We start from the raw sequence: 13300 nt of genomic DNA, 5'->3' as shown, positions 1-13300 counted from the left end.
CATGGGGCGCGCATGGGCTCGCAGCGCGCACCCGCCAGAGCAGAGACCCCGCGCCGCACCCCTGCTGTGCGCGAGAATGAACGCGAGTCAGCCCCTCCTGCACGCCGAGGAAACGCGCGATGACCGCCAGTCCCACCCCAACCGAACACCCCGGGCGTCTGGTCCTGCGCACAGACCAGCAGGAGGGCCTCGCCCACACGGTTCGCCACCTGCGCCGCCCGCACACCCGCGGGCACGCCGTCTCGGCCTGCGGCACCGGCAAGACCCTCTTCGCACTGCGCGTAGCCGAGGAACTCGGCGTGCAGCACCTGGCGGTGGCGGTGCCCAGCCTGGACCTGGTCGCACAGTGGGCGGCGGCCGCCCGCGCAGACGGCCGCCGTGAGCCGATGATCACCGTCTCCTCGCTACGCGCCGCCTCCCACCCGCTGCTCGCCGAGGCCGAGGTCGACTCGGCCAACGCGGGGGAGTACCTGGCCTACTGGCTCGGCCGCCACCCCAAAGCGACGGTCTTCTTCACCTACGACTCGCTGTCCAAGATCGAAGAGGCCCAGCACTCCGCGATCTTCCCCGCCCCCCTCTTCGGCCTGCTGGTCGTGGACGAGGCCCACGCCACGGCCGGCACCTGGGAGAAGAACTGGACCGCGCTCCACGACAATGAGCGCATCCCTGCCGAGCGCCGCCTCTACCTCACCGCCACCCCCTATGTGTGGGACGCCCCCCGCCTGACCGAGCCGCCCACCACCAGAGCGCAACCCAAACGCACCACCGCCACCGCACCCGCCTGGGACGACCCGGCCCTGCTGGCCACCATGGACCAGCCACAGATCTTCGGCCCCCGCCTGCACACCTACTCCCACGCCGACGCCATCGACGACGGCGTTCTGGCCGACTACCAACTAATCGTTCCCACCGTCACCGACACCGAACTACGCACTGCCCTCACCGATCCTGAAGCCGGGCCCACCGCACGCCGCACCACCGCCCTGCATCTGGCCATTCTCAAGGCCATGCGCGAGCAGGACCTGCGGCACGTGTTCGTCTACTTCCAGCAGATCGCCGACGCCGCCGACTTCGCTCGCCAGTTCGCCCACACCCTGCGCACCCTCCCCGACGAACTGCGCCCCGACTGGGCGGACGACGTCGTCGTGCAGTCCATCGACGGCACCCACAGCCCCAGCCGGCGCGCCGACATCATCGCCCGCTTCACCGACGCCGACCGGGGAGTGCTGGCCAACGCCAAGGTCCTTGGTGAAGGGGTCGACCTGCCGGCCGTCGACGCCGTCGTCTTCGCCGACCGCACCGCCAGCGTCCGCCGCATCGTCCAGGCCCTCGGCCGCGCCCTGCGCAAACCACCCACCGCCACGACGAAGACAGCCGGCCTCGTGGTCCCCGCCTACATCCCGCCCGGTGCCGACCCCACCGACCTCCTCGGCACCCCCTACGAAGCCCTCTGGCTGGTCACCGCCGCCCTGCGCCACCATGACCAGACCATCGCCGCCCGCGCCCCCCGGGCCAAGAACCGGCATCCCGCCCGCGACTCCCACACCTACATCACCCGCCGCTTCCGCTTCGACCACACCCTCGACCCTTCGGCGATCGCCCGCGCCCTCGACCTGCTGGTGTGGCCCTCCAGCGGCGCCGTCCTGTCCGCCCCCCGCCGCGCCGGTCTCGCCGCCGCCATCCGCTACCACGCCGAACACGGCCACCTGCGCGTGCCCGCCGACTACGAGGACGCCTACGGCTATCGGCTGGGCTCCTTCATCACCGGCCAGCGCACCGCCTGCCGCGCGGGCGCCCTCGATGCGGCGTGGATCGCCGAGCTGGAGGCGCTCGGCATGGTCTGGGACGAGCACGAGGCCCTCTGGCAGGGTCACATGGCCACCGTCGAGGCCTTCCACGCCGAGCACGGCCACCTCGCCGTCCCCGCCCACCAGCCCGGTGGCCAGTTCCTCGCCGACCAGCGCACCGCCGCCCGCAACGGCCGTCTCGCCCCCGCCCGCGGCACCGAACTCACCGCCCTCGACCCGGACTGGAAACTCCCGCACGGCCCCGACTGGCACCGCAAGTACCACGTCATCCGCCGCCACATTGAAGCTGGCACCCACCCTGTCACCCTGACCCGCGACACGGTCATCGCAACGGTGAAGGCCGGCAGCTGGCTGCACCGCCAATTCACGATCTGGACCCGACTCGCCCCCGGGCAGCGCGACCTGCTCACCCGGATCGGCCTCACCCCCGACCAGGCTCCCCCCAGCACCGGCGCCCCGAGGCGGCGCACCTTCGCCCAGACCGTGCGGATCCTCGGCCTGTTCGTCGAGCGCTGGGGACGCACCCCCGGCGCCCGCGAGTGGATGGAGGTCGACGGTGAACGCGTCATGATCGGCCCCTGGCTCGCCAAGGCCCGCACCAGGCTGAACGCCGGGCAACTCCCGCCCGGCCAGACGCAGATGCTGACCGCGACCCTCGCCGAGTACGGCATCGAGGCAATCTCCGCTCCTGGCACCACCGCCCCCGAGAACGGGTGAGGACCGGCCGCCGAGCTCAACTCGGCCGCCGATCCTCGTACTTCGTGCCACCACGGGTGATCGGCCGGGGAGAAGTGCCATGGCATGGGTCTTGATGCAGAGCGCGGCGGAAACCAAGGGAACGCTGCGCAGGCGGGGCCCATGATGGGCGTTCTGGCCATCTACCAGCGGTCGATGTCGTCGAAAAGACTGCGCTGTTCTGGGAGCCGTGGAAGTCCATGTCAGCGACGGCGGCCCCCAGGCCGCCGCGGACAACCGGGCAACTGCCCGGCCCGCCGACGAACACGGCCGTGGCGGCATGATCGTCGCTGCCCTCACAAGCCAGGCCGGATCCGGACACGAAAGCGAAGATCTCATCGACCACTGGGCGAGCTTCGACGCGGCCTGACGACGCGCGCCCGCCGGCGATCGAGCGCCCGCAGGTGGCCCAGCCTCGGCAGCGGGCAGGCGTCCCCTCGGTCCCCAGCGCAGCTGCGCCGCTGTTCCTCCCCGGGGCGGGCAGGGACCAGCGCATGACCTGAGTTCGTGTGCCCGGCAGCCTGGAGCCCGGCTTGCGCCGCTGCCCCGGAGGCAACTCGTGAGTGTGAGCCGACGTCGCACCGGCCGGCGAACCGTCCGGCAGCTGTCTTCCTGCGCTTCGTCATAGGCGCAGGGCGGGGTGGGTGCGGCATTCGGCATCCAGCGTGCGCTGATCCTGCGGGACGGCGTCCTCCTCCTGGTGGGTGGTTCGCATGTCTGCCGAAGCCGGGCGCGGCCCTGACCCTCTGACCCCGGCCGCGTGCCGGCCGGGGTCAGAGGGTCAGGACATCCAGGTACACGACGCGGCCCGTGCCTCCCAGGTGGCGTTCGGTCTCGGTGATGCACACCCTTCGCGGCGCGTTGCCATAAGGGCCACCGGTGGCCGCCACGGTGCCTGTCCATGTCATCTGCGCGCTGCTTCCGGTCGCGGTCAGCGCGACAGCCGAGCCTGTGATCTCCTCCCACCGCAGGTGTGGGTCGGGAACGGCCGGGTTCGCCTGCTCGACCACAGCCCGCATCGAGGGACGGGTCGTGGCCAGCCACGAGTTCCCCGTGTACGCCGGCCCCGTTACCGAGATCGTCGCCGTGCCGGAGCCGCGCACAAGGGTGGCCTTACGCTCCGGGCTCAGCTGGGCCATCGGGGAAGGGACAACCTTGGACACCGAGTAGCCGTCGAGCGAGTTCGGCTGGTACCGCACCAGTGCCAGTCGCACGAACGGAAGCCACGCCGCGGGCGGCGCCCCGTTCGGCGCGACCAGCTCGACGTCGGCGTACCAGAGGTCGCGGGCCGCATCGAAGGAGACGTCATGGCCGGCGATGGTGACCGTTGTGCCTGGTGAGGTACGGGCGCAGGGCCTGGGGCGGTTCGGTGCTGCTGCTCACCAGCACCACACCGAGCTTTTCCCCGGCGCCCGAAGACCACCAGGGACGCTCCAGATAGATTCGGATGGCGTTACCGCGCCGCCTGCTCTGGTCGGTCGAGATCGATCGGTGTGCTGCTGGGGTGCGCGGCGTTCCACGCGGTGGCCCAGCGCTTGATCCAGTCCCACACCCCCATCATGTTGAGATCGCCGTCGGCGAACCTGGAGGACAGCAGCAGGCGGTACTCGTGACCTGGTGCCACTGCCACCTTCAGCACCCCGCCGGCCCAGGACCAGCCGTCGGAGGTGCCGCTGATCAGCCGAAGGCGCAGCGAGGACGCCTCCGGCCAGCTTCCCAGGGCCGGCGCCGCCAGCTCCGTGGTGCTTCCAGGCAGCCCCCTGATGAGCAGCTGCCTGGCCAGAGGGTCCGGCAGGTAGGTGACGGGCAGCGAGTCGGTGTCGAAGAACCAGGTGTCCGCGTTCGCCCCGGTGCCCTGATGGGCCCCCGGCAGGTCTTCCAGCCGGGCCGCGTCCCGGGTGGCAAGCAGCTGGTAGAGGTCGGTTCTCATGGGATGACCGCTCGCGTCGGCGTCGAGCATGCCGTGCTGCTCGGCGATCGCCTGCGAGGTACGCGGGGGGAGGACATGCCTGTGGGACTCGGCTGTGGAGCCGCCCGCGTTCTCGCTGCGGATCACCATCCTGTTCACCGATTCACCGACTGTCTGCGGCTTGCGCAGCAGCACATGGGGCGGCGGCACCGGATCGAAGCGACGGTAGGTGACTTCAGGCGTTCGCAACCCTGTTTCGTTCGGGAAAAGGTCCTGCTGTGTGAACGACACGCTGTCGCCCGCGAGGTCCACCGCACGGGCACGGAAGGTGTACGCATGGCCAAAGCGGAGCCGGGGCAGGCTGCCCGGCGGCACAGTGAACCGCGTGGTGAAGGGGAAGTCCTCGTCCTTGACCGGCTCGGGGTCGGCGAGCGTCCCATCGGGCTGAAGGGCCCGGCCGATGCGGTCGACGGCCAGGCTCCAGCCGGCCCGGCGCATCAGCGACTCGCCCAGATACAGATCGGTGTCGTCAGTATCCCCGGACGTGCTGGGCGCCAGGGTGACCTGCCCTTCTTCGGCCGTGCTCACCGACTGTCCGTCACGCTCGAAAACGTAGACGCCCTCGCGCGCCATCAGAGACCGCCATGAGGGGTCTGCGAGGTCGCGGACGTCCCAGCGATGGCCTCGCACGAGGTCGTCCGCATACAGGTCCAAGGTGGCGGACCGTGGGTTGCCGTTCTGGTCGTAAGCTGCGGAGTTGGCCTCGGCGGCCCGGTCGAACGCCTTGATGAGCTCGGTCGCTCGGCCGCTGCGCGCGACCGACAGACCCGCCGACCGCAGTGCGGGCAGAGAGAACCGGTCCGCACTTGCCGCACTGCGCTTCTTCAGCCTGCTGCCGTCCACCACGCGTGAACGGGTGACGTTGTCGGCGAACTGACGAGACAGCAGCGCTCCGCCGTCCGGGTCGACGGGCACGACCGTGAACCGGTCTCCCAGGCCTACACGCAGCATCCCCCGGTCGACGTCACTGGCGTCGGCATCGCGCGGCGCGGCCTCGAAACGGTTGCCACCGATCAGGCAGCGGGTGCGGGGCAGCACGTCCGCGCGGCCGGTTGCCGGTGGCGGACTGGCCGACCAGGTGATCTGCAGGGAGGCCCAGGTCTGTGTCGCGGGCCCGGTCAGCAGCGCGGTAACGGCCGGGTCGTCGACCTCGAACTCCAGGACGAGCCCCAGGACCCGCTGAAGTCCGCGGTACTCGCGGGTCGCGGCGATCACCTGGTGTACGTCCAGGTGCTCCCGCGCCTGTGCGGGCAGGGGACCGGATCCGGGCTTGCGCCCTCGCTGGTCGCGCAGGATCGCGGCCCGGCCCTGGTGGGGTCGAAGCGCTTGGCGGGGCTGGTCTCGGGGTCTCGGTGTGCCGTGCCAACGATTGTAGGCCGACGCCTGTTGACTTTCCGGAGGGGGTCTGCGCATTATGTCAACGCACGTTGGCCTACGAATGTTGGCCAACGTGCGTTGATCTGTTCTCCGGACCAGAACGGAAGACTCCGCCATGAACACCACCGAGCTGCCGGCCGTCGTGCCCGCCGGCACCCTGGAGGCCCTGGGCGAACTCGGAGTCTCGGATGAGCTGATCGCGCACGGCTCCGAGGTCATCCGATTCGCCGTCGGGGACGGCTCCCGGCTGCTGCTGGCTGTGCCGGTCGGCCAGCTGTCCAACCTCGAGTTCACCGGCAACTCCTACGCAGAGTTCCACCACCCCGGGTACATCTCGCGGCGGGGTGGTGCGCGAGCACCCTGTCCGGCGCGAGTCTCCTGCCACCAGCCGGGGCCGGGCGACAGGAGAGACGCAATGGCCACGAACACCGTCACAGACGATCCTCCAGAGATAGCCGTGACCCGCAGGGACGCGCTGAAGCTGGCCGGCCTCGGCATCGGCTCGGTAGCCGCCTTCGGCGTGGGCGTCGGCGGAGTCCGGGCCGTCACCAACGGCGCCTTCAGCGCCGGATCCGGTGATCCGTACGACCTCTGGCACGACTGGAGTTCGATTTCCGGCGTCGAGCGGGTGGTCGCGGCCGGCGTCCTGGCGTGCAATCCGCACAACACCCAGCCCTGGCGCATGAGAGTCAACGGCAACGTCATCGACGTCCACTCCGACCCCAGCCGGCGGATGCCCCTCAACGACGCGAGCGGCCGTGAACACTTCGCCGGACTCGGCTGCGCCGTCGAGAACATGGTGATCGCCGCCGGATCGGCCGCCTTGACCGCGCAGGTGACCCTCTTCCCGGACGGCGTCGCCTCGGACCTGGTCGCCCGGATCGCCCTGAGCGGCGGCGGCAGAGGGCGGGACCGCGACCTGGCCGCCGCGATCCCGCACCGGCACACCAACCGCGGCCCGTACACGTCCACGCCCGTGGACCTGAGCGGTTTCACCGAGCAGAGTTCCCGCGTCGACGGAGCGAGCGTGCTGTGGATCAGCGACGAGACGGTGCGTCAGCAGTTGGGCCGGCTCTACGTGGAGGCCACCGAGGCGATCACCGCGGACTCCGCCCAGTCGAGAGAAGCCTTCACCTGGTTCCGCAGCGCGCGCAGCACCATCGACAAGCACCGCGACGGGCTCACCCTCGACGGCCAGGGACTCGGCGGGCTGACCCTGTTCGCGGCGAAACTCCTGCCGGCGCAGTCCCGCAAGGACGGCGACGCCTACTGGGTCAAGGCCACCCGTGAGGTGCACACCGTGACCGCCGCCGCGTACGGCGTCATCACCGTCGACGACGTCACCGACCGAACCGCGCAGGTCAACGGCGGACGGCTGCTGGCCCGGATGCACCTGACCGCGACCGCTCTCGGCCTCGGACTGCACCACATGAACCAGATCACCGAACGCATCGACCGCGACGCCGCGGCCGGCAACCCCGATGTCTTCTCCGCACGCTGGGCCGCCCTGCTCGGCCGCCCCGCCTCGAGCGGCCTGCTGTCCTTCCGGATCGGTCACCCCGGGCGCACGCCGGGCCTCAGCCCGCGCCGCAGCCTCGACGACGTCGTGACCTGCTGACCTCTGCCCGGGCGGCGGGTCCGAAGCGCCGCCCGTCCACCAGTTTCTTCGTCCAAAGGAGATCCCCCATGCCCGCCTCACCCGTCACGGGCCCGGCCGCAGGACCGGTGCGCGCACTGCGCCCCGGTGCCGTTCTGGCCGTGACCTGCCTGGCCCTGGCGACCGTCGTATCGGCGATGGCATCGCTGAGCGTGGCATTGCCCGACGTCGCCCGCGAGACGCACGCCAACCAGACCCAGCTGTCGTGGATCATCGACTCCTACAGCCTGATCTTCGCCTCGCTGCTGCTGTTCGCCGCGACCCTCGGCGACCGCTTCGGCCGTCGCAAGGCCCTGCTCGGCGGCATCGGACTGTTCGCCGTGATATCGCTCGCCGCGACCTTCACGGACGAACCGGGCGTCCTGATCACCTTGCGCGCCCTGCTCGGCGTGGCCGCCGCGTTCGTCATGCCCGCCACGCTGTCCACGATCACCAGCACGTTCCCCCGCGACCAGCAGGCGCGCGCCATCAGCATCTGGGCGGCGGTCGCCGGCGCCAGCGCCGCGCTGGGACTGTTCGCCTCGGGCGCGCTGCTGGAGGTGTGGTCGTGGCGATCGGTGTTCTGGCTGAACACGGTGATGGCCGGAGTGGCGTTCATCGGCACCCACCTCTTCGTCCCGGAGTCCGCGCAGCCGGGCAAACACCGGGTGGACGTGGTCGGAGCGGCTCTCACCGTGGCCGGACTCGGGGTGCTGGTCTACTCGGTCATCGAGGCACCCGAGCACGGCTGGGGCAGCACACGCACCCTGGCCGGCATAGCCATCGGGCTCGCCGTCCTGGTCGCCTTCGTCGCCTGGGAGCTGAAGCACCCTCACCCCCTGCTCGACCCGCGGCTGTTCCGCAACAAGCTGTTCGCGGCCGGATCGATCTCGACCACACTGCAGTTCTTCGCGTTCTTCGGGTTCATCTTCGTCACCATGCAGTACCTCCAGCTGGTGCGCGGCGACAGCGCTCTGATGGCCGCGGTGAGCGTGCTGCCGATGTCCGCGGCGATGATCCCCAGCGCCCGCCTCAGCCCGCTCCTGGTCGCCCGGCGGGGCATCCGCGCCCCCTGGGCCGTCGGCCTCATCCTGGTCACCACCGGCCTGGCCGTGCTGGCCCAACTCGACGCCGGCAGCTCGTACTGGCTGATCGTGGGCGGGCTCGTGCCGCTCGGCGCGGGCATGGGCCTGGCCACCACGCCGGCCACCGCCGCCATCACCGACGCCCTGCCGCCCCGCCTGCAGAACGTGGGATCCGCCGTGAACGACCTGTCCCGCGAACTCGGCGGAGCCCTGGGCATCGCCGTCCTCGGCAGCCTCATGAGCGCCCAGTACCGCGACTCCCTCGACACCGACGGGCTCCCCGCCCCGATCGCCCACGCGGCACGCTCCTCCCTCGCAGCCGCCAACCACATAGGCCACGCCACCGGCAACCCGGCACTGATCGACGAGGCCCGCGACGCCTTCGCCTCCGGCATGCACCTCGCCCTCCTCAGCGGCGCAGCCACCACCGTCCTGGCCGTCGTCGTCGTCACCCTCCTGCTGCGCCGGACCGGCAAGCCCGGCACGGACCAGGCAGAGACGCAGACCGACGGCACGGACCGGGAAGCGGCGCAGGCGACGGCGTAACCACCAGCCGACTGTCGGGCACATCTACCACGACGTGCGGCGCGAGCGACCACGATTCGTCCCTCGCGCCGTACCCGGTAAGGAAACTGACATGACTTTGCTGCGCGCTCAGACGGCGCACCAACCCGGCCCTCCCCGATTGCCGGAGCCCCCTGGAAGCCCTCACCCGCGCCTTCGCTCTCCTCGGCACACGCGGCACCGGTCTCATCGTCGCGGCCCTGGCCAAGGGCCCGGCCGACCTCCACCTGATGCGCGAGCGCGTCCCCGGCTTCAGTGACGGCCTGCTCACCCGGCGCCTTCGGGAGATGACCGCCCTCGGCCTGGTGGCCCGAACCACCTACCCGGGCACACCTACAAGTACCTGCTACACGCTCGCCTCCCACGGCAAGGCGCTCCTCATTCCCCTGGCCGCCCTGACGGTGTGGGCGCAGGACCATCTCCCCGCGAACGCCTCCGAGGAAGCCCGTTGTGCCCGACGCGACCAGGCCAGGGCGGACTGGTGAAACGGCGTGAGGGCATGGAGACGGCGAGGCTGCTGCTCCGGAGGTTCGTGCCACAAGACGCTGCGGCCCTGTCTGTGTATCGATCCGAGCCGGAGGTGAGCCGGTATCAGCCCTGGGATTCGCCGCTGCTGCGGGAGGATGCCCAGCAGTGGGCGGCCACGTTCTCGGCCGGGGGTCCCCGCCACCGACCGCGTCTCGGCCGACTGGGACAGGCGCAATCTCCACCCGGCCGAACTGGTGCAGCGCGGGGGCTTACGGCGTGAGGGCCACCTCGTCGAGAGCACCTGGAGCAAAGCAGTGGATCGACGGCGTCCTCTTCGGACCCCTGCCACCGGTTCGTCCGTCATTCCACAACCGCTGTTCACGAGACCCGGAGATTTCTGAGCGACATCGCATCACGTCGCCAGGCCGAATTTCAGGAAAGCAGTGTCCGGCCGATGCGATCCCTTTGGTGTGCAGTGTCACGTCAACAGAACTCGCTGAATCCTTTGAAGGGAGAGAAAAATGAGCGCACACGAAAACGTGGACCTGGGGCATACGGTGGCCGGCTGGACTGGGACAGCCGTCGCACTGGCCGGCTTCTGTGTCGCAGGTCTCGGAATGATCGCTGTTTCCGTGGCGTTGGTGATCTCCGGTATCGCCGTGATCGCCCTGGCGGCGGTCATCACCTGGCTTCTCCACCTGGCGGGCTGGGGGAAGCCCAGCGGTCCCCGCCCAGCCGACCAGTGGGACTGGCGGGTGAAGGATCTCGGCGCCAGGCAGGGGCACCCGGACTGCCTTGGATGCCGCATGGCTGGGAGGCGGGTCGATGCGGCGGCGAAGCTCGCAGAGCCGATGTCCACAGCCGCCACCTCGCTGCCGCACCAGAGCCTGCACAGCTCGAGTACTCAGGAGCAGGACCTTCGAGCCCGTCTCTGAGGGCGCGTCAGTCAGGGCCCGGCAGGTCTGTTCGAGTGCCGTTGGGATGGAGGTTCCGGTGACCTTGTCTCCACCGGTTGAACTGCGCACGGCCCGTCTCGTGCTTCGCCCTTGGAAGCCGTCTGATGTGGAGCCGTTCGCTCGTATGAACGCTGACGCTGAGGTCGTGGAGTATCTTCCAGGCCTCTTGGAGCGAAAGGTCAGCGATGCTTTAGCTGACCGGATATCTGCGGGAATCGAGAGGTGGTTACGCCACCGAAGGAGCAAGAGCGGCCGTCCGCTTCGGTTTCGACGTGCTGGACCTACCGGAGATCGTCTCCTTCACCGTTGCGGGCAACCGACGCTCCCGGGCGGTCATGCAACGCTTGGGCATGACACACGACCCACGCGAGGATTTCGACCATCCACGGCTTTGAGCTGACCCCCGTTTCGTGGAGTCCCTGAAGCCAGGCTTATGATCCTGGCCCGAAGGAGAACCACGAGCAGTGCCAGCACCACGTAAATACCCCGACGAGCTCCGCGAGCGTGCCGTCCGCGAGGTCCGCACCACCGGCCGTCCGATCGCGCATGTCGCGAAGGACCTGGGCATCCACAAGGAGGCCCTGCGCGGCTGGGTCCGCCAAGCCGAGGCGGACACCGGGGAACGCGACGACCGGCTGACCACCGCAGAGCGGGACGAGCTGAAACAACTCCGCCGGGAGAACGCGGAGTTGAGGCGGGCGAACGAGATTCTGAAGGCCGCGAGCGCGTTTTTTGCGGCGGAACTCGACCGTCCCCGGACGAGGCCGACCAGGTGATCGAGCACCTCAGGGACAAGGGCCTCGGGGTCGGGTTCGCCGGCCGGGTGCTGGGGCTGTCCGAGTCGGCGTACTACGCGCGCAAGAAGCGGCCGAAGTCGGCCCGCCGACTGCGGGACGAGCAGCTCATGCCGCTGATCGAACAGGTCCATACCGAGTCCGGCGGCACCTATGGCGTCCGCCGGATCACCCGCGCGCTGCGGCGCAGGGGCGTCCACGTGGCCCGCTGCACCGTCGAGCGGCTGATGGCCGAACTGGGCCTCGAAGGCGTCATCCGCGGCCAGCGGCGCCGCACCACCGTGCCGGAGCCGGCGGCACCCAGGCCGCCGGACCTGGTCGACCGTGACTTCACCGCGAGCCGACCCGACCAGCTCTGGGTGGCCGACATGACCTATGTCCGCACCTGGACGGGCTGGGTGTATGTGGCGTTCGTCCTGGACGTCTTCTCCCGGACGATCGTCGGCTGGCAGGTCGCGAACCACATGCGAACCGAACTGCCGTTGGACGCACTGGAGATGGCGTTGTGGAGACGGAAGATCAAGAAGGACTCCGGCCTCATTCATCACAGCGACCGCGGGGCGCAATACGTATCAATTCGCTATACCGGGAGGCTGTCCGACGTCGGGGCTTCGGCCTCGGTCGGCTCGGTCGCGGACAGCTATGACAACGCGATGGCCGAGGCCCTGAACGGCACCTTCAAGGCCGAGCTGATCGAGATGCAGGGCCCCTGGAGGGACGTCGACCAGCTCGAGCGGGCGATCTTCCAGTGGGTCGCCTGGTACAACGAGGAACGGCTCCACTCCGCCCTCGACTACGTACCGCCCGCCGAGTACGAACGCGACTGGTGGCGACAGCAGGAGGCCACCCCGCAGTCCGCCTGAAACAAGATCGCCGGACTCCACGAAACTCGGGGCAGCTCACTTCCACCCGGGCACGTCTTGCGTCGGCATGTGCTCTACCGGCCTGCTCGCGAAGCCCCGACCATCTCAGTGGACGTTAAGTCCCTTTCTGGTAGCGGCCTCGTCCGGGTTGGGTGAGGAAGCCTTGTCGGGTGAGGCGTCCGAGGCGGCTGCGGGTGATGTTGACGGATGCCTCGTCGGTGGGCATGCCGAGGAGTTCGTGCAGCTCACGGGCTCGGAACTCTTGACCGGTCAAGTGCTGTATCTGGTCGCGCGGTTCGCCGGCCCGGGCCGCGGTCTCGCGGTGCTGGGCCTGGAGGTCGGCCAGGAGCTCGATGACGTTCACGCGGCCAGCCCGAGGGTGTCGCGCCAGGACAGAGCGGGTGTGGTGAGGCGGCGGGTCATGTTCGCGATGGAGGCCCAGTAGACGCGCGAGGTGGAGGTGTCGGGCCGGTGATCGTACTCGCGGGCCTGCCGGCGGTGTTGTCGTGGGCGGATGCGGCCAGCACGACGACGCCGGTGATCAGCCCCAGCACGTCGACGGCCGGTCCCCGCTTGCGGCCCGAGACCTTCTTGTTGGCGTCCAGCCCCGTCGGGGTCTTGGGGACACCCGCGGCCGCGCGCACGGACTGGGTGTCGATGATCACGAGGGACGGGTCCTCCAATCGCCGGGCTCTCTCCCTCACCTGGCAGCGCAGGAGTTCCTGGATCCGCTGGTCAAGGCCGTCCTGGCGCCACAGCGTGAAGTAGTGGAACACCGCCGACCAGGCGGGAAGGTCATGGGGCAGGTAGCGCCACTGACAGCCCGTCCGGTTCTGATAGAAGATCGCGTTCACGACCTCCCGCAGATCGCAGGCCCCGGGATCACCGGTCGCTGACCGCGCCACCCTCGCCTGCTTCCAGGCCGTGATCATCGGCTCAATCAACGCCCACTGCACGTCCGATAAGTCGCTGGGGTACGGCTTTCGCCCCATGCCTGCATCTCGGCATGGACATGCCCACTACGTGGCCCGCGCAGCCATCAGTA

10 protein-coding genes and 2 pseudogenes are annotated in these 13300 nt (G+C 69.8%); 8 read left to right on the top strand and 4 right to left on the bottom strand.

The window, feature by feature from the left end; genetic code table 11:
• Nucleotides 1–119 precede the first annotated feature (119 nt).
• Nucleotides 120–2525, top strand: coding sequence for a Helicase associated domain protein (locus tag U5640_RS00205; RefSeq protein WP_340373763.1), 2406 nt, complete (start codon nucleotides 120–122; stop codon nucleotides 2523–2525).
• 208 nt (nucleotides 2526–2733) lie between these two features.
• On the top strand, nucleotides 2734–2913 hold the full coding sequence (locus tag U5640_RS00200) for a hypothetical protein (protein WP_340373762.1): 180 nt from the start codon (nucleotides 2734–2736) through the stop codon (nucleotides 2911–2913).
• A gap of 403 nt (nucleotides 2914–3316) precedes the next feature.
• Here U5640_RS00200 and U5640_RS00195 read toward each other — a convergent pair whose 3' ends face one another.
• Together U5640_RS00195 and U5640_RS00190 are read right to left on the bottom strand one after the other, a co-directional pair.
• On the bottom strand, nucleotides 3317–3757 hold the full coding sequence (locus tag U5640_RS00195; RefSeq protein ID WP_340373761.1) for a hypothetical protein: 441 nt from the start codon (nucleotides 3755–3757) through the stop codon (nucleotides 3317–3319).
• A gap of 239 nt (nucleotides 3758–3996) precedes the next feature.
• Complete coding sequence (locus tag U5640_RS00190; protein ID WP_340373760.1) at nucleotides 3997–5550, bottom strand: hypothetical protein; 1554 nt, start codon at nucleotides 5548–5550, stop codon at nucleotides 3997–3999.
• 454 nt (nucleotides 5551–6004) lie between these two features.
• On the opposite strand from U5640_RS00190, the gene U5640_RS00185 reads away from it, so the two are divergent.
• The 6 genes and pseudogenes from U5640_RS00185 (at nucleotide 6005) to U5640_RS00160 (ending at nucleotide 12255) form a co-directional block, all read left to right on the top strand.
• On the top strand, nucleotides 6005–7507 hold the full coding sequence (locus tag U5640_RS00185; RefSeq protein ID WP_340373759.1) for a hypothetical protein: 1503 nt from the start codon (nucleotides 6005–6007) through the stop codon (nucleotides 7505–7507).
• Nucleotides 7508–7575: 68 nt separating this feature from the next.
• Nucleotides 7576–9156, top strand: a complete 1581-nt coding sequence (locus U5640_RS00180) for an MFS transporter (protein ID WP_340373758.1) — start codon at nucleotides 7576–7578, stop codon at nucleotides 9154–9156.
• A gap of 152 nt (nucleotides 9157–9308) precedes the next feature.
• The gene (locus U5640_RS00175; protein ID WP_340384842.1) at nucleotides 9309–9659 is read left to right on the top strand and encodes a helix-turn-helix domain-containing protein; all 351 of its coding nucleotides are present in this window, start codon (nucleotides 9309–9311) and stop codon (nucleotides 9657–9659) included.
• 504 nt (nucleotides 9660–10163) lie between these two features.
• Nucleotides 10164–10577 (top strand): HGxxPAAW family protein, encoded by a 414-nt coding sequence (locus tag U5640_RS00170; RefSeq protein WP_340373757.1) that lies wholly within the window; start codon nucleotides 10164–10166, stop codon nucleotides 10575–10577.
• Nucleotides 10578–10870: 293 nt separating this feature from the next.
• Entirely contained in the window at nucleotides 10871–10993 is a 123-nt protein-coding gene (locus U5640_RS00165) for a hypothetical protein (RefSeq protein WP_340373756.1), read from the top strand.
• A 69-nt stretch (nucleotides 10994–11062) separates the two neighbouring features.
• Nucleotides 11063–12255, top strand: a pseudogene (locus tag U5640_RS00160) (IS3 family transposase).
• 115 nt (nucleotides 12256–12370) lie between these two features.
• On the opposite strand, the gene U5640_RS00155 reads toward U5640_RS00160, so the two are convergent.
• Entirely contained in the window at nucleotides 12371–12619 is a 249-nt protein-coding gene (locus tag U5640_RS00155; protein ID WP_340373755.1) for a hypothetical protein, read from the bottom strand.
• Nucleotides 12616–13247: pseudogene (locus tag U5640_RS00150) on the bottom strand (transposase). Before U5640_RS00150 ends, U5640_RS00155 begins: the two are co-directional and overlap by 4 nt.
• Nucleotides 13248–13300 lie beyond the last annotated feature (53 nt).

Origin of the sequence: Streptomyces sp. SS7, from assembly GCF_037993025.1 — a bacterium.
Classification (GTDB): Bacteria; Actinomycetota; Actinomycetes; order Streptomycetales; family Streptomycetaceae; genus Streptomyces.
The sequence above is the reverse complement of the archived record's forward strand: the minus strand, read 5'-3'. Positions and strand labels throughout refer to the sequence as shown.